This window comes from Nonomuraea turcica, from assembly GCF_030718205.1.
In the GTDB taxonomy this organism is placed as follows: domain Bacteria; phylum Actinomycetota; class Actinomycetes; order Streptosporangiales; family Streptosporangiaceae; genus Nonomuraea.
Genome location: NZ_JAUZQF010000034.1, coordinates 21,650 through 41,255, shown reverse-complemented (window position 1 = coordinate 41,255; position 19,606 = coordinate 21,650). Strand labels below are relative to the sequence as shown.

Sequence of the window (19,606 nt, the reverse complement as noted above, 5' to 3'; positions counted from 1 at the left end):
CGCATTTCCACTTCCAGTGCGCGAAGAGCCCCGGATGAGATTTCATGATCTTCTTCAGGGCCTCCCATGCCCGACGTGGAGATCGCCGCAGGAGTTTGTACTTCCGTCTGGCCCGCCGAACCAGGTACTGATCGATGTGTGACAGCACATGAGCAGCCTCTGAAGGGCGAAAGCGCCCGAAGTCGGCGGCCCACGGCCCGGCCTTGACGTTGATCAGCTTGGCAATGTCTTTAAAGCCGGGTCTCCCTTCCAGCCTGCACGCGATATATCGCGCTATGTCTGGAAAGGTACGGGCGGCGTGTCGTCGGAAAAGCTGGGATTTGCCCCGGTACGGTGGGCGGATCGCGTGGGGAGACCGGGCAAGTCGGCACGATCTACCCCTGTGGTCTGGTGGAATTTAGAGCTGTGAGTGGTCAGACCTGGCGGTTGGTACGGCGCGGCAGCGGCAGCCCTGTTGTGCCCCCTGTGCTCGACGAGCACCAACGTGCCGTGGTCGAACACCAGAGCGGACCCCTCCTCGTCCTCGCCGGCCCGGGCACCGGCAAGACCACCACGATCGTGGAGAGTGTCGTGGACAGGATCGAGCGCCGCGGCCTGGACCCCGAGCGGGTGCTCATCCTCACCTTCAGCCGCAAGGCCGCCGAGGAGCTGCGCCAGCGCGTCACCGCACGCCTGCGCCGCACCACCCGCACCCCGCTCGCCCTGACCTTCCACTCCTACGCCTACACGCTCCTGCGCCGCGAGTCGATCCTCGAGGGCAAGGCCCCGCCCCGCCTGCTGACCGGCCCCGAGCAGCTGCTGGAGATCAGGCGGCTGCTGCACGGCGAGCTGGAGAGCGGCGGGCTCGACTGGCCGGTGTCGCTGCGCGAGCCGCTCAAGACCCGCGGGTTCGCCGAGGAGCTGCGGGACTTCCTGTCGCGGGCCAACGAACGCGGGCTCGACGGGGACCGGCTGATCGAGCTAGGAAGGCGGCACGGGCGGGGCGACTGGGTGGCGGCCGGCCGGTTCGCCGAGCGTTACCAGGACAGGTTCGACCTCGATCCGGAGGAGACCTACGACTACGCGGAGCTGATCGGCGCCGCCTCCGCGCTGCTGGCCAGGCCGGACGTGCGCGAGCGGGAGCGATCGGCGCACGACGTGGTGTTCGTGGACGAATACCAGGACACCGACCCGGCCCAAGAGCTGATGCTGGCCCAGCTCGCGGGCGACGGGCGCGACCTGGTGGCGGTGGGCGACCCCGACCAGTCGATCTACGGGTTCAGGGGCGCGGACGTCCAGGGGATCATGAAGTTCCCCGAGCGGTTCAGGACCCGCGACGGCCATGACGCGCCGGTGCTGACGCTGCGCGTGTGCCGCAGGAGCGGGGCCGGTCTGCTGGAGGCCTCTCGCAGGGTCGCCACCCGCCTTCCCGCCGGGCCAGGAGGCGGCCACCGCGATCTGGCCCCGCTGCCGGACACGCCGGACGGCGACGTACGTGTGTTGCTGGCCGACAGCACCAGCCAGGAGGCCGCGATCGTCGCGGACACGCTGCGGCGGGCCCACCTGATCGACGGCGTGCCCTGGCACCGGATGGCGGTGCTGGTGCGCTCGGCCAGGCGGCAGGTGCCCCTGCTGCGCCGGGCGTTGACCAACGCCGGGGTGCCGACGATGATCGCGGGCGACGAGGTGCCGATCGCCCATGAGCCCGGGGTGCGCCCGCTGCTCACCCTGATGAAGGTGGTGCTCGACCCCGCCCACCTCGATGAGGGGGTGGCCGAGGAGCTGCTGACGGGCCCGCTCGGCGGCACCGACATGATCGGCGTGCGCCGCCTCCGCCGGGCACTCAAGATCGCCGAGAACGAGGCGTCCGACGCCGGCGAGGCACGTTCGTCCGGAGAGTTGCTCGTCGCGGCCGTGCAGGACGTCCGCGAGCTCACCAGGATCGAGCCCCACGTCGCCGTCCCGGCCGAGCGGGTGGCCAAGCTGCTGGCGGTGGCCAGGGAGGCGGTAGGCGAGCAGGGCACGGCGGAGGATCTCCTGTGGGCCGTGTGGAACGCCAGCGGGCTGGCCCAGCGCTGGACCGAGCTGAGCATGTCCGGCGGCTCCAGGGGGGCGCAGGCGGACCGCGATCTGGACGCGGTCGTGGCGTTGTTCGACCATGCGGCCAGATTCGTGGACCGGATGCCGAAGGCGGGTCCCGAGGTGTTCATCGACGACCTGGCCGCCCAGGAGATCCCCGGTGACACGCTGGCCGACCGGGCACCCGACGGCGACGCCGTACGCGTGCTCACCGCCCACCGCTCCAAGGGCCTGGAATGGGACGTCGTGGTGGTCGCGGGAGTCCAGGAGGCGGTCTGGCCGGACCTGCGGCTCCGCGGGTCGATGCTGGGCGTGGAGGACCTCGTCGAGGTGCTCGAGGGGGCTCGGCCGAACGCCGCCTCGCTGGCCTCCAAGCTGCTCGCCGAGGAGCGCCGGCTGTTCTACGTGGCCGTCACCCGGGCCAGGCACAGGCTGGTGGTGACGGCCGTGGGCGGCGAGGACACCGACGAGCGCGCGTCCAGGTTCCTGTCGGAGCTGCTGCCGGGCGCGGTGGAGACGGCCACGATGGACGACCGGGCCCGCTGGCTGAACATGCCCGCCCTGGTGGCGGACCTCCGCAGTGCGGTGACCGACCCCACCAAACCCCGAAAACTCCGGCAGAAAGCGGCGCAGCAACTCGCCCGCCTCGCCGCCGCCGGCGTCCAGGGCGCCCACCCCAACGACTGGTACGCCCTCACGCCCATCTCCGACGACCGCCCCCTGAGCTGGCCCGACGGCATCGTGAGCATCTCGCCCTCGGCGGTCGAGAGCTTCACCAAGTGCGGCCTGCGCTGGCTCCTGGAGACCGCCGTCGGCGCCGCCGGCACCAGCACCGCGCAGGGCCTGGGCAACGTCATCCACGCCCTGGCCGTGCTGGCCAACACCGACCTGCCCAGCGAGGACCTCCTGGGCGAGCGGCTCGACCAGGTCTGGCACGAGCTCGACTTCGGTGGCACCTGGTACAACCGCAAGCAGCGCAAGGTCGCCGAGCAGATGATCGGCAAGTTCCTGCGCTGGCAGAAGGACAACCCGCGCGAGCTGAAGGCCATGGAGGAGTCGTTCACCGCCATGGTCTCGGAAGGCGTGCAGATCAAGGGCCGGGTGGACCGCGTGGAGAGCGACGACCACGGGCGCGCCGTGATCATCGACCTCAAGACCGGCGGCTCCAAACCGAAGGCCGGTGAGATCGACCGCCACCCGCAGCTCGGCGTCTACCAGCTGGCCGCGCTGCTGGGCGCGTTCGCCCGGCACGGCATGACCGAGCCGGGCGGCGCCGCGCTCGTCCAGCTGGGGAAGGCCGGCGGCAAGAACGACGCCCTGGAGCAGGGGCAGCAACCGCTGAGCGAGGACGACAACCCGGGCTGGGCCGGTGACCTGGTGGACACCGTGGCCACCGGCATGTCGGGCCCCTTCTTCCAGGCCAAGGTCAACGACGGCTGCCGCACCTGCGCGGCCAGGGCGAGCTGCCCGGTCAACGACAACGGGGGCCAGGTGTGCTGACCCCCGCCGAACTCGCCGGCAAGCTCGGCATCCTTCCCCCCACGGGCGAGCAGGCCGTGGTCATCGAGGCCCCGCTGGAGCCGATGGTGGTCATGGCCGGCGCGGGCTCGGGCAAGAGCGAGACCATGGCCGGGCGCGTGGTCTGGCTGGTGGCCAACGGCCTGGTCAAGCCGGAGAACGTCCTGGGCCTGACCTTCACCCGCAAGGCGGCCGCCGAGCTGGCCACCCGGGTCAGGGAACGCCTCACCGGACTGGCGGAGGCGGGCCTGGTCGAGCCGGGCGCGCTCGACAACGAGCCGACGGTCTCCACCTACCACGCCTACGCCGCCCGCCTGGTCACCGACCACGCCCTGCGCGAGGGGCTGGAGCCGACCATGCGGCTGGTCACGCCGGCCGTGTCGTGGCAGCTCGCCTCGCGGGTGGTGGCGATGTACGACGGGCCGATGGACAAGATCGAGCTGGGCCCGCCGTCGGTCACCGCCGCCGTGCTGGAGCTGGCCGGCGAGTTGTCGGAGCACCTGCGTACGCCGGCCGACGTCCGGCGGGTGGGGGAGTGGCTGCGCGAACGGCACGACGTGCTGCCGGGCAGGAAGACGCTCGCCCAGCGCAAGCCGGTGGACGTGCATGCCGCGCGGGAGCAGCTGCTGCCGCTGGTGGAGGCGTACGAGCGGCTGAAGCGGAGCCGGGAGGTCATCGACTACGGCGACCAGATGGCGCTGGCCGCCAGGATCGCCGCCAACCACAAAGAAGTGGGACAGATCGAGCGCGAGCGTTACGCGGTGGTCCTGCTGGATGAGTACCAGGACACCAGCCACGCCCAGCTGGTCCTGCTGCGCTCGCTGTTCAGTGGCGGCCATGCGGTCACGGCCGTCGGCGACCCCTGCCAGTCGATTTACGGCTGGCGCGGCGCCTCCGCAGGCAACCTTCGCCGTTTTTCCCGAGATTTCCGGACAAGTTCGGGGGACCCGGCCCCGGTCCGCCAGCTCAGCGTCAGCTTCCGCAACGGCGACCGCGTTCTCGACGTGGCCGCCCGCGTCCAGCTCCCGCTCCGCATGGAGGCCCGCGAGGTCCCCGTCCTCGTCCCCGGCCCCAACCGGGTCGACCGGGGCCGCGTGACCTGCGCCTTTCACGAGACCGCCGAGGACGAGGCCAGGTGGGTCGCCGACGGCATCGCCAAGATCCTCGGCCAGCAGGTCGCCCCCGACGGGCTGCCGTGGGGAGAGAAGGAGCGCAAGAAGACCCTCGCCATCCAGCCGCAGGACGTCGCGATTCTGGCCAGGAAACGCTCGCAGTTCCCGGCGCTGCGCCGGGCCCTGGAAGAACGCGACATCCCGGTCGAGGTGGTCGGCCTCGGCGGCCTGCTGACCGTGCCCGAGGTGAGCGACATCGTCGCCACCCTCCGCGTCCTGTACGACGCGACGGCCGGTGACGCGCTGGCCAGGCTGATGGCCGGGCCGCGCTGGCGGATTGGGCCCGCCGACCTGCGGGTGCTGGGCGAGCACGCCAGGCAGCTGGCCCGCGAGCTGAGCGAGAGCAACCGGGCGGAGGACCCGCTCGACCAGGTGGTGGCCGACCTGGCCGAAGAGCGCGGGAGCCTGGTGGACGCCCTGGACGAGCTGCCGGACCGGGACGAGTGGCTGGAGGCGTTGTCGCCGCTGGCCCGTACCAGGCTCCTCGCCCTCGCCCACGAGCTGCGGCAGCTCAGGGCGCACACCGCGCAGCCGCTGCCCGATCTGATCAGTGAGGTGGAGCGCAAGCTCGGCCTGGACGTCGAGGTGGCCGCGCGCAGCGGCACGGTGAGCGCGTTCGCGGCGCGGGCGGACCTCGACGCGTTCCTCGACGCGGCGTCCAGGTTCGCGGGCGACGCCGAGGATCCGACGCTCGGGGCGTTCCTGGCCTACCTGCAGGCGGCCGAGAGCGAGGAGTTCGGGCTGGAGGCAGGTCGGGTCGGAGAGAGCAACAGCGTCAAGCTGATGACCGTGCACGCCTCCAAGGGCCTGGAATGGCCGATCGTGGTCGTGCCGGGGCTGTCGCAGCTGGTCAGCTCGAAGGGGACGATCACGACGGGCAGCATCTTCCCCGCCACGCCGGTCATGAACAGCCGGTGGACGGAGAATCCCCGCAAGCTCCCCTACCCGCTGCGCGGCGACGCCGCCGACCTGCCCAGGCTGGGCGGGCTCAGCAAGGAGGAGCTGGCCGGCTTCGACGAGCACGGCCGCGAGCGCGACCTGATGGAGGAACGCAGGCTGGCGTACGTGGCCGTGACCCGCGCCCACTACCACCTGATCGCCTCGGGCTACCGCTGGGGCACCGCCACCAAGCCGCTGGCGCCGTCCGACTTCCTGCTGGAGATCCGCGACACGGCCGACCGCGTCGCGTTCTGGGCCGGGGACGTGGCGGAGGGCGCGACGAACCCGCTGCTCGCCGAGCCCGCCGAGGCCGTCTGGCCGGTGACGCCCGAGGGCCTGCGGTACGAGTCCGTGCTCGACGGCGCCCGGCTGGTCGAGGACGCGCTGGCCGGCACGATGGCCGAGCCTGAGCCCGAGGACGACGAGCCGCTGCGGGCGTATGAGGAGGAGCGGCTGAGGGCCTGGGAACGCGACACGGAGCTGCTGCTCCGCGAGCGGGAGCTGCACGTGCGCCGGCCCGCCACGATCGTCGAGCTGCCGGCGAAGCTGACCGTGTCGTCGCTGGTCACGCTGGCCACCGATCCGCGCGAGCTGGCCCGCAGGATCCGCCGTCCCGTCCCGGTCAAGCCCGCGCCGCTGGCCCGGCGCGGCACGTCGTTCCACAAGTGGCTGGAGACGCGCTGGGACCAGCAGCGATTGATCGACGACCTGGAGCTGTACGACGAGCTGGAAGAGGCGGACGTGCGTCTGGCCGAGCTGCAGGAGCGGTTCGAGCAGAGCGAATGGGCCGATCGGCGGCCGGTCGACATGGAGGTGCCGTTCGAGACCATGATCGGCGACCGGCTGGTACGCGGGCGGATGGACGCCGTGTTCGAGCTCCCCGACGGGGGTTACGAGGTCGTGGACTGGAAGACCGGGCAGCCGCCCAGGGGCAAGGCGGCCAAGGGGGCGTCGGTGCAGCTGGCGGCATACCGGCTCGCCTGGTCGCACCTGGCCGGGGTGCCGCTGGAGAAGGTGGCCGCGGCCTTCCACTATGTCCGCGCCAACCGCACCGTGCGGCCCGTGAACCTGCTCGACGAGGCCGGGCTGGTCGCGCTCATCGAGAGCGTCAAGCTCTTGAACTCCTCTCCACCGTGAACGGTGGAGATTCTTCCCGTCACCCTCAGGTGCGGGGGTTCGCGCTTCACCGACCCGGGCAACCCCGAGTCTCCACGCGCTGTCACCGCCGTTCCGGCGGCCTAGCTGTACCGAGAAGGACACGATCTCCCGATGGGCTTGGTTATCGCCTTCCCGTTCGATCACTCGAACCATACCCACCGTGGCCGAGACAGTGCAAGAAGTTACGGTCAAAAAGGCGCGCTCGTCCCCAGGGGGCACTCACGCGCGGGCCTTCACCTCCCGCCTGAAGGCAGGAGTACTGGCCCGCATCCCGATAGATAGTGGAACGCCGGCTTCGGATGCATGAGGAAGTCGTGGTGCGAGATGTTCCAGGCGTAGGCCCCGGCCATCTCGAACACCACCATGTCCCCAACCCGAGCAGAAGTCGCGATTTTTCGGGCGAAAACGTCCTTCGGCGTGCACAGCTGGCCGACGAACGTGATCGGCTCGTCCGTCACGCCCGGCCCCGTGCCCATGGGCAGGATCGCGAACGGCTGATCGTGGCCCTTGGTCACGGGCGTCCGCAGGTGGTGGGTACCGCCCAGCACGATCGCGTACGCCTCGCCGCGCACCCGCTTCACATCCACCACCCTGGTCACGTAGTAGCCGCAGTACGCGGTCAGCGCCCGGCCCGGCTCGATCCGCAGCCGCCGCCCGCGCCGTAGCTCCGCCAGCCCGGCCCCGTACGTGGCCCAGTCGAACCTGGACTCCGGCGACTCGTACGACACCGCCATGCCCCCGCCCAGATTGACCTCCTCGTGGTCGTTGTCCAGCAGCGTCCCCGCCAGCCGCAGCAACTGGGCGGCGTCCAGCCCGCTGGCCAGGTGGGTGTGCAGGCCGCGCAGCCGTACCCGCTCACCGAACAGCGGCAGGCACTCCTTCACGCCTTCCTCGTCCATCCCGAACGGCCCGCTCATCGTGAGCGCCGCTCCCTCGACCGGCAGGTCGGGGTTGACCCTGATCAGTACGTCGGCCTCCAGCCCCGTGGCGAGGAGGCGGCGCAGTTCGTTCGGTGACTCGACGTGGATGCGGTGGTGCGGCAGCCGCAGCTCGGCGTCGGTCTTCCCGGGCCCGCCGAGCGCCACGGAAACACCCGGGAACAGGCCCGTGACGTGCGCGTGCTCGCCGCCCGACGACACCTCGAACCCGTCCACGTGCCCGGCCAGCACGCGCAGCAGCTCGGCGTCCGGGTTGGCCTTGACCGCGTAGTACAGCTCGATCCCCGGGAGCGCCTGCCGCACGGCCGCGACGTGCGCCTCCAGCGCGGGCAGGTCGTAGACGTAAGCAGGAGCGGTCAAGCCGGATGCGGCGTCCTGGACGCGGGCGGGGATCATGCGAGCGGGTTCGCGATCGGGACGTAACCGGCGGCGCGGTCGGCCGCCCTGGCCCAGCGCACGCCCAGGTTGGCCTTGGCGGGCAGCGGGGCGCCGGCCAGCAGGTCCGACAGCGGCAGCGGCCAGCCGAGGTCGGCGGCGAGCTTGGCGAGCAGGTCGCGGGCGATTCGCCACAACTCGCGCAGCAACCCGTCGTCGTGCCCGGCCACGGCGGCGGCGATCTCGGTGAGGTGGTTGACGAGCAGGCAGTAGACGACGCGGGCCCAGCCGCGCTCGGCGTCGTAGGTGAGGGCCTGGGCCACCTCGTGGTGCAGCCCGCCGAGGTCGTGGCGGCCGGCGACGAGCTTGGTGCCCTCCAGGTCGCGGAAGACGGCCTGCGCGGGCATCCCGGCCGCGTCCAGGCCGACCAGGACGTTCTGCAGATGGGGCTCCAGTACGACGCCGTGCGCGAAGTACAGCTCCACCACGGGCAGCGCCACCGCGGACACGTACGCCGACCACCACGCCAGCGGGTCCCGTGCGGGGGCGTCCAGGGCGAGTGCGCCGGCCAGGATCGGGGTCACGCCGGGGTCGCAGGCGGCCCACGGGCTCTTCCGGATGATCACGCCCAGGCCCTCGTGGAACCGGGTGCCGAGGGCGGCCGAGCGGTAGCCGGGCTCGGGGAGCCAGCGGGTGGCGGGGTGCTTGGCCGATATTTCGTCAAATATGGGCTTGAGTCGTGACGAAAGCTCTACGGCTCCGGCCAGCTCATACCAGGCGTTCTTGCGTACGCAGTTCGTGATCCGCACGTTCAGGGAGAACTTCAGGCATACCTCCGCTTCCGGGGCGTACACGGTCCGCACCGACGAAGTAGGCGCCACGACCGGCCCAGGTCCCAGATCGATCAGCTCGGCTCCGAACGCGGGCCGAAGGAGGTCGAGCTGCCATGGATGCGCGGGAAGCACCCGATAGCCGTCCGGCGCCCTGCCCATGCCGCCCATGCCCTCCACTGCCGACACGTCGCCCGCCTCGGCCAGCACGTCCTCGCGCACGCCGAGCAACCGGACGGGGAACGCGGCGTGCGCCTCGGGCGCGTAGCGCAGCCAGCCGTCCCCGCCGCGCGCCTTGGGGCTCGGGTGGAACGGGTGCCCGTACACCAGGGCCTGCTCCGAGGCCAGCCACGGATCGGCCGGTGGCTCGGAGCCGGCCCTGGCTCGCAGGATCGCCGCAATCGCCTGCCTGCTGGCCGCCACCTGTCCGGCGAACTCGGCGTTGTGCCCCTGCAAGTCGGCCTCGACCAGCCCGACCAGCTCGTCGGTCGACAGCGGCCGCCAGGCGCCGTTCTCCAGACGCTCGGGCGGGCCGTCGAAGCGCAGCGCGGCGCCGCCGTACGTACGGGCCCGCAGCAACGTGCCCGCCACCCGCAGCAGCAGGTACGGCGGCGCGGGCCACACCAGGCCGCGCGGCCCGGCCACCTCCCGCGCGCAGCAGCGCAGCAGGGCCGCCAGCGTCGCCTCCTCGGCCAGAGCGGAGGGCGCGTCGATGACCAGTCCGTCCGAGCTCGGCATTCAAGCTCTCCTCAGGTAGTTGGGGCCGCTGGTGCCGTAGTACTTGTTGATGTCGCGCGCGCCGGAACGTTCCTTGGCCACCAGCGTCCCGGCCGTGATCATGGACTTGCCGGTCAGCCGGGCCGCGTCCAGGGTCCTGGCGCGCAGGAGCCTGGCCATGGGGTCGTCGCCGTACTCGTTGAGCGCCTCGGCGAGCGTGTCGCGCAGCAGCGCCGCAGCACGCGCGTGCGGCAACGCCGCGAACGCCACGGCCGCGGCGGCCAGGTGCAGCGTGATGGTCACGAACACGTCGGCGAGCGCGTGCGGGTCGTCGTTCAGCATGCGCTCGTCGGCGAACGCCGGCGCCTCGACGCCCGCGGCCCGCAGCCTCGCCGGGGACGCCAGCAGCCCGTCGTTGTCCTTGACCAGCAGCTTCATGCGGTCTCCTTGGAAGACCAGGGCGAGGTTCTGCTGGTGGGCCTCCAGCGCGACGCCGTACCGCACGAAGAGCCGGACGTTCCAGCGCAGCAGGAGCCGCAGATATGCGGGGATGACGTCACCGACCTCGGCGAGCACACCAGGCGCGTTGAGCGCTGCCACCGGCATGGTCTTCCCCTCCGGCAGCCGCCTGACCATCCACGCGAGATACTCGTGGCCCGTGTGCGCATAGGCCTGCTCGTCGGCGAGGAGCACATCGGGGTCGGCCAGTTCCCGCAGCAACAGCTCGGCCTTGGCCCCGTCGCCCAGTGTCCCCGGCTTGATCGAGCGCCGATTGCGCGCCCCGAGCGTGCTGATCGGCAGCGGCAGCTTGAGGTGCGTGCGGGGGCCGAGCTCGACGGTCCGCATGGAGAGCGTGGGCCGCACCGTGACCCGCGCCTCGTCCAGCACCCTCACCCCGTCGACCTTCCGCACCTCGCCGACGGTCAGCGGATGCACGGGAAAGAGCACCTCATCAGGACCGGCGTCCCACGAGGGCGCCGCGTCGGCGGGAAGGTCTGCGGCGGAGCCCGGCACGAGCGCACGGCGGGGTACGACCGCCCACCGCAGCTCGAACGAAGGCGCAAACTCCGGCGCGTAAGCCAGCAGGTCACCCTCCGCCAGCCCCGGCCGTGCCCGCGACGTCGGGTAAACCGGATGATCCACGAAAGCCGCCAGAGCCTCATAGGACGGCCCTCGCCGAAGGACCTCAACGGCATGCGCATCGTGCAGCTCAAGCGCCGACAACGCCGCCAGGCACTCCTCGAAGAAGGCCGCGACCCCTTCGGAGTCCGCCGGATCGGCGACCTCTACCAGCGTCTCCAAGACCTGCTCCAGCCCCAGTCGCTCGTCCTGCGCCACCACGAAGTCCTGGAACAGCACCCCCGGCTCCAGCCGCACCCACCGGCCGTCCGCCAGCAGCATCCCCACGCCGTCCTTGGTCCTGGTGACGCGCGAGGCCAGCCCGCCGTAGTCCTCGCGGAGCAGGGCGTCCAGCACCCGGGCGGCCAGATAAGCCTCCCGATCGCTCATTCGACCACCCAAGGCCGCGCGACCCGGTAGTCCTCCACAGCCGCGTCCACCCGCGCCCGATCCGGCCCGACAGCCCGGATAACGCCCAGGTAGTCCCGGTTCGTGTGGGTGAGGCGGACAACGTCGCCCACCTCCCGCAACGGCCGATGCCACAGCCGCACGTCACCGCGCTCGACGACTTCGTGCTCCGGCGCGGATTTGATCGTCCCCGCCCGGTCGGCCACGACACTGACCGCACACCCGTGACGGCCCGCGGAAGGCACGGCAGGCATGGTCGGCAACCGCTCGCCGAGATGCACGCGCAGGATCCACTCGAACAACGGCACCCCGAGCACGTCCCCCATCAGAAAGTCGCAGTGATCCCCGATCACCCGATAGTTCACCTCGATGACGCGGGGTCCGCCGGCCGTGAGCACGTACTCGGTGTGACACGCCCCGAATCCCACCCCGAGAGCCCGCAGCGCCGCCAGCACGTGCTCGTGCCCGTGGTCGGGCGGCGGCGCCCAGTCGAGCCGCTCCTCGATGAAGTACGGCAGCGCCCCCAGAGTCGTCTCGAACCCCCCGAGCACCCGCACCTCGTCCCCGTCACCGAGCGTTTCGAGCGTCCGCACCGGCCCTTCGAGGTATTCCTCCACGACCAGCGCCTCACCCGGCCGCCGCCTCCTGACCGCGGCCACGGCAGCGGCCAGGTCGCGTTCGACGAGCATGACGTCCTCGCTGGCCACACCCTCCCGGGGTTTCAGCACGACCGGGAAGGGCAGGCCGTCAGGCACCGGGTCGCCGGGCGCGAGCCGTACCGACCTGACCTGTTCGACCCCCGCCTCAAGGAGCTTGCGACGCATCAGGAATTTGTTCTTGGCGGCCACGCACGCCCGCCAGTCCTTGCCCGGCAGCCCGAAGTAGGCGGCCGCCAGCGCGGTCTCGGCCTGCAGGTGGTCGGAGTTGGAGAAGATCGCGTCGGGTCTGCCGAGCTGCTCGATCGTGTCGATCAGGGCACGTGGGTCGCGCACGTCGCACGCCACCGCGTCCGGATGCCGCTCCGGCCGATCCGTCAGGATCGTCACCTCGCAACCCAGCGCGCGGGCCGCGGGCAGGAAGCCGTCCGTCACGGAGTCGGTCGGCTTGAGCGCGGTCAGGTAGAGCCGCAACGCGAAGGCACCCCCGGGGATCAGGTAAGGCTAACCTAACTGCTCGATCCTAGCCGTAGGGAGATCGTTCCGGGGCCTGGATTCCCTAATCAGGGGCTAACCGCGAGGTCATAGGATGACATGGAATGTGAGAGGGGGCGGTCAGTGGAGACGACCGCGGAAGAGCAACTCATCGGACCCTTGCTTCTGGCGCGCGGCACCATTGACCGCTCCTCGGCATTGCGTGCCGACGAGCGGTGGCTGGAGCAGGCGTGGTCCGACCCCACGACCAGGGTGCTGGTGATCGACGACGGTCACACGCTGGTGCGGCGGATCGGCGACGAGGTGGGCGCGGTGCTCTACGGTCCCGCCGACGCGCCGCCCGGGCAGCGTTATCTGCTGGGAGTCGAGGACGGCGTCGCCTATTTCGCGGTCGCCGCGCCGCTGCCCGGCGTGCCGAAGGGCGAGGTCAACGGCCGCGTGACGTTCGCGATGACGCTGGGCGACACCCCCGAGGGCCGGCCGGTGGCGGCCGGGCTGCGCCAGGTCGGCGGCCTGCTCGGCGACCGCGACGCGGGCCTGCTGGTCTACGCCGTGGCGCTGGAGGCCTGGCATGCGACCCACGAATACTGCCCGCGCTGCGGATCCCGCACCGACGTCCGGGCGGGCGGCCACATCCGCCTCTGCCCGCAGGACGGCAGCCAGCACTTCCCACGCGTCGACCCCGCCGTAATCATGCTGATCCGCGACGAGGCGGACCGCTGCCTGCTCGCCCGCGGTCCGCAATGGCCGAAGGGGCGGCTGTCGATCCTGGCGGGGTTCGTCGAGCCGGGGGAATCGCTGGAGCACGCCGTCGTACGCGAGGTCGCGGAGGAGGTCGGCATCGCCGTCGTCAATCCCCGCTATCTCGGCAGCCAGCCCTGGCCGTTCCCGCGCAGCCTCATGCTCGGCTTCTTCGCCGAGGCCACCTCGACCACGCTCACGCCCGACGCGGAGGAGATCGCCGAGGCGGGCTGGTATTCGCGTGAGGAGCTGGCGGCGGCGCTGGAGTCAGGTGATTTGCGCCTGCCGCCGCCCGTGTCGATCGCCCGCCGCCTCATCGAGACCTGGTACGGCGGCCCTCTGTCGGGTGACTGGTAGCGAGATTTCGCTCAGCGTGATTCCATGAACACGAAACGTTAGGTGGAGGGTAAAGTCATGCCCATGAATGAAACACACATGCGAGAGCTCATGGAGCTCGAGCGCCAGAAGCTTGCCATCCAGTTCGCGGCCGTGGAGGTCGCGATCGATGACAAGATCCAGTTTCAGACGAAGAAGATCGTCGATGTGGTGAGCGGGGCGATCTCCGCGGCCGTGGTCCAGCTCAAAGAGGACAACCTGATGCGTGACATCGGGCTCAAGACCCACCTCGCCGTCATGAAGGGAGAGCTCACGGCGGAGATCGGACACGTTCGGACGGAGCTCAAGGCGGACATCGCGGACGTTCGGACAGAGCTCGCGGACGTTCGGACGGAGCTCAAGGCGGACATCGCAGACGTCAAGGGCGAGATCCAGCGCCTGGAGGAGACGGTCGACAACCACACCCACTGAGCTGAGGACCTGAGTGATCTTAGCACCCAGGTCCTCGCAGCCATGCTAGGCCACGAGCCCCCTGCCGTCCCGGCTGGGGGCTCGTGCCGTATCCAAGAACGTCAGGCCGCGCTCTCCAGCAGCAGCTTGACCTCCCCGACCGACGGATTGGTCCGCACGACCCGCCCCTCCGCCGTCTCGATCACCACAGTCGGCACGGTCTGGTTGCCGTTGTTGACGCTCATCACGAATTCGGCCGCCGACGGGTTACGCTCGATGTCGACCTCGTTGAAGCTGATGCCCTCACGGGTCAGCTGGGCCTTGAGCCGCTTGCATGGGCCGCACCAGGTGGTGCTGTAGACGGTGAGCGCCATGTTGGGTGATCCCTCCAAGGGTCAGGAAAACAGACGCTCGGTGCAACAACGCGCAGTGCCTGGTTAATCCTGGAGCTAGTGCCGGTCACCGAACCTCGACCCGGTAATTGCCACTGGAGGAGGGCCGCGAGCATCAGCGGATCATCAGGGAGCCGCTGGAAGTGCTGCGGCCGGTTATAGGCCACCGGTCTGCGGCCAAATGCGAAGCACGAGATGATGTTGACCTCAAGTGGGCTTGGGGTTGCAGGCTAATGGCCATGAGACAAGAGACAGCGGTAGTGCTCGGGCCTGGTGGGATGCTGGGGACGGCCTGGCTGGCCGGACTGGCCGCCGGGTTGCGGCGCGAGGGGTTCGACCTTGCGAAGGCCGATCTGACCATCGGCACGTCGGCAGGAGCGATTGTCGGTGCGACACTGGCCGCGGGACAAGACCTGGAACGGCTCGCGGTGCTGCCCGAGGCGGACGGCGAGCCTGCGGTCAAGACAGATCACGACCGACTGAACGAGGTGTTCGCCATCCTCGGTGACTCCACACTGGAGCCGGCTGCGGCTCTGCGCCGGGTTGGCCGTCTCGCACTGGCTGCCGAAACCGGTGCCGAGGAGGCGCACCTGGCGCGCATGGAGTTCCTGATCGGGGCCAGCGAGTGGCCCGAGGGCAGGCTGCTGATCCCCGCGGTGGATGTCGACACCGGTGAACCGCTGGTGTGGGAGCAGTCCAGCGGCGTATCCCTGGTGGCGGCGGTGGCTTCGAGCTCCGCCTTCCCCGCCAGCGCCCCCCCGATAACGATCAACGGTCGGCGCTACATGGACGGCGCGCTCCGATCGGGTACCAACGCCGACCTCGCCGCAGGCATACAGACGGTGATCGTCATCGAACCGCTGGCCCACCTGTTCCCAGCGAACATGCCACACCACGCAACGGCGGTACGGCTCGCGCCGGACCCTGCCGCGCAGGAAGTCCTCGGCGATCTCAACAACCGTGCCGCTTGGTCGTCGGTCTACCACGCAGGGGCACGGCAAGCGGCCGAGGCCGCCAAGCTCATCGAGCCTGTTTGGGTGCGGTGACGGGTAAGTGCGTGACAGGCCACTAGCCGATGCGCTCGGTGATCCAGGCCTGCACCCGTTCGGCCACGCCCGGCTCGCGGTAGAGGGGCGCGCTGTGGTTGGCCCCCGGCTGGGTGAGCACCGTCACCGGCACGCCCACCTGGCCGAGCATCTGCTTGAGCAGCAGGCTCTGCACCGGCGGCACGAACTCGTCCTGTGCGTGCACGCTCAGCATCGGCGCGTCGTGGCGGCTGGCGTGCCAGGCCACCTCCATGCTGGCCCAGACCCGCGAGCACTTGCCCTTGGGCGCGCAGCCGCCGGCCAGGCGGATCGCGGACTCGCGGAGCTTGCGCTTGCTGGGGTCCGCGGTGTCCTCGCCGTCGGAGTAGGCCCGCAGCGGCGAGATGATCGGCGACAGGCCCACCACGCCCTTGAGACCGCCGATGCCGTCGCCGTACGTGCCGACGGCCGCGGCGATGTGGCCGCCCGCGGAGAAGCCGAGGAGCACGTAGTTGTTGGGGTCGAACGCCCACCGGTCGGCGTGCTTGCGTGCCGCGGCGATCGCGGCCAGCGCGTCGGTGCGCTGCGCGGGCCAGGGCGCGTCGCCGGACAGCCGGTAGTTGAGGTTGAAGACCGTGTAGCCGAGTTCGGCGTAGGTGTGGGTGACTTCCTTCATGTACCTCTTGTCGCCGCTCGACCACCAGCCGCCGTGGATGAGGAAGACGCCGGGCCGCTGCATGCCGTCAGGGGTCCACCAGACGTCCATCTGCTGGCGCCGGTGGCTGCCGTACGCAACCGTCTCCGTGCTCAGGCCGCCGATCCCGTCGGCGTTCACGGGGTTGCTCACGGTTGGGGCGGGTGTGGGCTCCTTTGTCGTCGCGGTCGCGGCGACGGGTGTGAGCACAACGGCAGCGAGCGCGAGAGCGCCCACGTAAACCGCAGTTCGCACGGCCTTCCTTTCCCCCATGCTGATGGTCGGCCCCATTCTGGGGGAAGAGACCAGTTCTTTGCATCTCGTTGACCGAGAACATAACCCGGCCCGCATGTTGCCAGAATAAGGTCCTAGGCCGCCAGTACTGGGATGATGAACGGGTGACGAATGTGGACGACGTCCTGACGGGCCTGGATCCCGAGCAACGCGCGGTCGCCGAGGCCGTGCGCGGGCCCGTGTGCGTGCTCGCGGGCGCGGGCACGGGCAAGACCAGGGCGATCACCCACAGGATCGCGCACGCCGTACGCAGCGGGGTGGTCGACGCGCAGAGCGTGCTGGCTGTGACGTTCACCACCCGGGCGGCGGGGGAGTTGCGCCAGCGGCTGCGTGCGCTGGGGGCGCCCGGCGTGCAGGCCCGCACCTTCCACGCGGCCGCGCTGCGGCAGCTCACCTATTTCTGGCCGCGGGTGATCGGCGGCTCGGCGCCCTCGATCATCGAGTCGAAGCTGCCGGTGCTGGTGGAGGCCTGCCGCCAGATCCGGAAAAATCCCGACCGGTCCGAGTTGCGGGACATCGCCGCCGAGATCGAGTGGGCCAAGGTCACCCAGGTCGGCCCCGAAGACTACGTCGCCGCGGCGGCCAAATACCACCGCACGCCACCCGCGCCGGCCGAGGAGATCGCCCGGCTCTACGAGGCCTACGAGCATCTCCGTCGCGAGCGCCACCTGGTGGACTTCGAGACCATCCTGGAGCTGACCGCGGCCGTGATGACCGAGCACCAGGAGGTGGCGGCGCAGATCCGCCAGCAATACCGCTATTTCGTAGTCGACGAATATCAGGACGTTAACCCGTTGCAGAAGCTCCTGCTCGACACCTGGCTCGGCGGGCGCGACGACATCTGCGTGGTCGGCGACCCCAACCAGACGATCTACTCCTTCACCGGCGCCAGCCCGCGCTATCTGACCGGGTTCGCGGTGGAGCACCCGCAGGCCGCCGTGATCAAGCTGGTCCGCGACTACCGCTCCACCCCGCAGGTGGTCGACCTCGCCAACCTGGTCATCGCCAAGAGCAAGTCGCCGCACCGCCTCGAGCTGCTCGCCCAGCGCCCGGACGGGCCCAAGCCGGTGTTCGCCGACTACGACGACGAGCCGGCCGAGGCCGCCGGGGTGGCCAGGGCCATCAGGAAACTGCTCGACAAGGGTGTGCCGGCGCGCGAGATCGCGGTCCTGTTCCGGGTCAACTCCCAGTCGGAGGCGTACGAGGAGGCTCTGGCCAAGGCCGAGATCCCGTACATGCTGCGTGGCGCCGAGCGCTTCTTCGAACGCCCCGAGGTCCGCCAGGCGGTCGTCCTGCTGCGCGGCGCCGCGCGCTCGGCCACCGGCGAGCCGCTGGCCTCCGAGGTGCACCACATCCTCGCCGGCGTCGGGCTGACCCCGTCACCGCCCGGCGGCGGCAAGGCCAGGGAACGGTGGGAGTCGCTCAAGGCCCTGGCCGATCTGGCGGAGGACGTGGCCGCGGAGGGCGGCGACCTGCCCGCGTTCGTCGCCGAGCTGGAACGCCGCGCCTCCGAGCAGCACGCTCCGCCGGTGGAAGGCGTCACCTTGGCCTCGCTGCACTCCGCCAAAGGCCTGGAATGGGATGCCGTGTTCCTCGTCGGCCTCACCGACGGGATGCTCCCGATCATCTACGCCGAGACCCCGGAGCAGATTGAGGAAGAGCGCCGCCTCCTCTACGTCGGCATCACCCGGGCTCGCGAGCACCTGTCACTGTCGTGGGCGCTGGCCCGCGCCCCCGGCGGGCGCAAGAGCCGCCGCCCGTCCCGGTTCCTCGACGGCCTCACCGGCCGCACCTCCAGCCCGCCACGCATGGCACCGGCGGCCCGCGAGCGCCGTACGGTGGCCGCGCCCGTCAGCTGCCGGGTCTGCGCCAAGACGCTGGTGACGGCGGCCGAGCAGAAGCTGGGCCGGTGCGCGACCTGCCCGGCGGACTACGACGAGGCGCTCCTGGAGCGGCTGAAGGCGTGGCGCACGGCCACGGCCAAGGAGTCCAAGGTCCCGCCCTACGTCATCTTCACCGATGTGACGCTGCAGGCGATCGCGGAGCGGGCGCCGGCGACGGAGCAGGAGCTGCTGTCGATCACCGGCATCGGCCGCGTCAAGGTCGAGCGATACGGCGCGGCGGTCCTGTCCCTCTGCCGCTCGTAACGAACCCGAAATCCCAGCACGGAATCATCGGACACGGCTGGGCCGCATTTGGGGGGAAATGGGCGGCACGTCAGACTTGTCCAAGTATCGGAACGCATGAGGGGGACGGAGACGTGAACGAGGCGCTCAAGGAGCTGCTCGACCTGCTCGACCTGGAGCAGATCGAGCTGGACATCTTCCGGGGGAGGAGCCCCGAGGAGCGCATCCAACGCGTCTTCGGCGGCCAGGTGGCGGCGCAGGCCCTGGTCGCGGCCGGCCGCACAGTCACCAGCGACCGCAACGTGCATTCGCTCCACGCGTATTTCATTCGCCCCGGCGACCCGTCGATCCCGATCGTCTACAACGTGGATCGGGTGCGCGACGGGCGTTCGTTCAGCACCCGCAGGGTCGTCGCGGTCCAGCATGGCAAGGCGATCTTCACGATGTCGGCGTCGTTCCACGTCCTCGAGGAGGGGGTGGAGCACCAAGCGTCCGTGATGCCCGCCGTGCCCGGTCCCGAGACGCTGCCGACGTTCCAGGAGCGCATGTTCGAGCTGGTCGGAGACCACCCGGAATTCCGCGACTGGCTGTCGAGGCCCCGGCCGGTGGACTCCCGGCACGCCTCGCCGCTGACCTGGGAGGCCTACAACAAGCCCGAGTTGCGCAGCGCCCAGACCAACGTGTGGTTCCGCTACGACGCCGAGCTGCCCGACGATCCGCTCCTGCACGTGGTGCTGGCCGCATACGCCTCCGACTTCACGCTGGTCGACACGATCCTGCTGGCGCACGGCATGGCCTGGGGCGTCTCGAACATCATGGGCGCCTCGCTGGATCACGCCATGTGGTTCCACCGCCCCTTCCGCGCCGACGACTGGCTGCTCTACGCCCAGGAGGCGCCGTGGTCGGCTGGCGCGAGGGGGCTGGCTCGTGGTGAGATGTTCACCGCGTCGGGCGATCTCGTGGTCTCCGTCGTCCAGGAGGCCATGATCAGGCCACTGAAATAGGGCGACGAAGTTACGAAATCGCAGGTCGAAAATATGTTGCCCCTTCCCGGGTTCCCGGTTTAGGGTCATGGTCAAGCGAGTCGGACACTCCTGTTCCGACGATCTCAGAGAGTGGAGGTGAGCCCCGGTGATCAGCATTCAGATGTCGGCCACGAAGTGGC

General features: G+C 70.4%; 13 protein-coding genes. 7 read left to right on the top strand and 6 right to left on the bottom strand.

What is annotated here, in order from left to right:
- Window positions 1-405: 405 nt before the first annotated feature.
- Both Q9G87_RS52260 and Q9G87_RS52255 read left to right on the top strand, forming a co-directional pair.
- Window positions 406-3,558, top strand: a complete 3,153-nt coding sequence (locus Q9G87_RS52260; RefSeq protein WP_305924171.1) for an ATP-dependent helicase — start codon at window positions 406-408, stop codon at window positions 3,556-3,558.
- On the top strand, window positions 3,552-6,824 hold the full coding sequence (locus tag Q9G87_RS52255; RefSeq protein ID WP_305924170.1) for an ATP-dependent helicase: 3,273 nt from the start codon (window positions 3,552-3,554) through the stop codon (window positions 6,822-6,824). Before Q9G87_RS52260 ends, Q9G87_RS52255 begins: the two co-directional genes overlap by 7 nt.
- A 254-nt stretch (window positions 6,825-7,078) precedes the next feature.
- On the opposite strand, the gene Q9G87_RS52250 is transcribed toward Q9G87_RS52255, so the two are convergent.
- Genes Q9G87_RS52250 through Q9G87_RS52235 form a run of 4 tightly spaced genes read right to left on the bottom strand, consistent with a single transcriptional unit; the run spans window position 7,079 to window position 12,362 of the window.
- Entirely contained in the window at window positions 7,079-8,179 is a 1,101-nt protein-coding gene (locus Q9G87_RS52250) for a type III PLP-dependent enzyme domain-containing protein (RefSeq protein WP_305924169.1), read from the bottom strand.
- Window positions 8,176-9,726 (bottom strand): IucA/IucC family protein, encoded by a 1,551-nt coding sequence (locus tag Q9G87_RS52245; RefSeq protein ID WP_305924168.1) that lies wholly within the window; start codon window positions 9,724-9,726, stop codon window positions 8,176-8,178. Before Q9G87_RS52245 ends, Q9G87_RS52250 begins: the two co-directional genes overlap by 4 nt.
- Window positions 9,727-11,214 carry an IucA/IucC family protein gene (locus tag Q9G87_RS52240; RefSeq protein ID WP_305924167.1) on the bottom strand — a complete coding sequence of 496 codons (1,488 nt, stop codon included), beginning with the start codon at window positions 11,212-11,214 and terminating at the stop codon, window positions 9,727-9,729. It abuts the gene before it with no gap.
- Window positions 11,211-12,362 carry an ATP-grasp domain-containing protein gene (locus Q9G87_RS52235; RefSeq protein WP_305924166.1) on the bottom strand — a complete coding sequence of 384 codons (1,152 nt, stop codon included), beginning with the start codon at window positions 12,360-12,362 and terminating at the stop codon, window positions 11,211-11,213. Before Q9G87_RS52235 ends, Q9G87_RS52240 begins: the two co-directional genes overlap by 4 nt.
- A gap of 144 nt (window positions 12,363-12,506) precedes the next feature.
- On the opposite strand from Q9G87_RS52235, the gene nudC reads away from it, so the two are divergent.
- Window positions 12,507-13,481 (top strand): NAD(+) diphosphatase, encoded by a 975-nt coding sequence (gene nudC, locus Q9G87_RS52230; RefSeq protein WP_305924165.1) that lies wholly within the window; start codon window positions 12,507-12,509, stop codon window positions 13,479-13,481.
- 78 nt (window positions 13,482-13,559) lie between these two features.
- Window positions 13,560-13,931, top strand: coding sequence for a hypothetical protein (locus tag Q9G87_RS52225; RefSeq protein ID WP_305924164.1), 372 nt, complete (start codon window positions 13,560-13,562; stop codon window positions 13,929-13,931).
- Between the two features lie 101 nt (window positions 13,932-14,032).
- On the opposite strand, the gene Q9G87_RS52220 is transcribed toward Q9G87_RS52225, so the two are convergent.
- Window positions 14,033-14,284: a glutaredoxin family protein gene (locus tag Q9G87_RS52220; RefSeq protein ID WP_305924163.1), complete on the bottom strand. Its 252-nt coding sequence runs from the start codon at window positions 14,282-14,284 to the stop codon at window positions 14,033-14,035.
- Between the two features lie 251 nt (window positions 14,285-14,535).
- On the opposite strand from Q9G87_RS52220, the gene Q9G87_RS52215 reads away from it, so the two are divergent.
- Entirely contained in the window at window positions 14,536-15,348 is an 813-nt protein-coding gene (locus tag Q9G87_RS52215; RefSeq protein ID WP_371825970.1) for a patatin-like phospholipase family protein, read from the top strand.
- Window positions 15,349-15,370: 22 nt separating this feature from the next.
- Here the strand turns inward: Q9G87_RS52215 and Q9G87_RS52210 are convergent, their stop codons facing one another.
- On the bottom strand, window positions 15,371-16,276 hold the full coding sequence (locus tag Q9G87_RS52210) for an alpha/beta hydrolase (protein WP_305924162.1): 906 nt from the start codon (window positions 16,274-16,276) through the stop codon (window positions 15,371-15,373).
- 152 nt (window positions 16,277-16,428) lie between these two features.
- Between Q9G87_RS52210 and Q9G87_RS52205 the strand changes: the two genes are divergently transcribed.
- On the top strand, window positions 16,429-18,462 hold the full coding sequence (locus Q9G87_RS52205) for an ATP-dependent DNA helicase UvrD2 (RefSeq protein WP_305924221.1): 2,034 nt from the start codon (window positions 16,429-16,431) through the stop codon (window positions 18,460-18,462).
- Between the two features lie 113 nt (window positions 18,463-18,575).
- Window positions 18,576-19,445 carry an acyl-CoA thioesterase gene (locus Q9G87_RS52200; protein ID WP_305924161.1) on the top strand — a complete coding sequence of 290 codons (870 nt, stop codon included), beginning with the start codon at window positions 18,576-18,578 and terminating at the stop codon, window positions 19,443-19,445.
- Window positions 19,446-19,606 lie beyond the last annotated feature (161 nt).

Bases quoted from the DNA above. Each gene is read 5' to 3' on its own strand.
- Q9G87_RS52250 (WP_305924169.1), bottom strand. From the start codon at position 8,179: ATGATCCCCGCCCGCGTCCAGGACGCCGCATCCGGCTTGACCGCTCCT.
- Q9G87_RS52245 (WP_305924168.1), bottom strand. From the start codon at position 9,726: ATGCCGAGCTCGGACGGACTGGTCATCGACGCGCCCTCCGCTCTGGCC.
- Q9G87_RS52220 (WP_305924163.1), bottom strand. From the start codon at position 14,284: ATGGCGCTCACCGTCTACAGCACCACCTGGTGCGGCCCATGCAAGCGG.
- Q9G87_RS52240 (WP_305924167.1), bottom strand. From the start codon at position 11,214: ATGAGCGATCGGGAGGCTTATCTGGCCGCCCGGGTGCTGGACGCCCTG.
- Q9G87_RS52215 (WP_371825970.1), top strand. From the start codon at position 14,536: ATGGCCATGAGACAAGAGACAGCGGTAGTGCTCGGGCCTGGTGGGATG.
- Q9G87_RS52225 (WP_305924164.1), top strand. From the start codon at position 13,560: ATGCGAGAGCTCATGGAGCTCGAGCGCCAGAAGCTTGCCATCCAGTTC.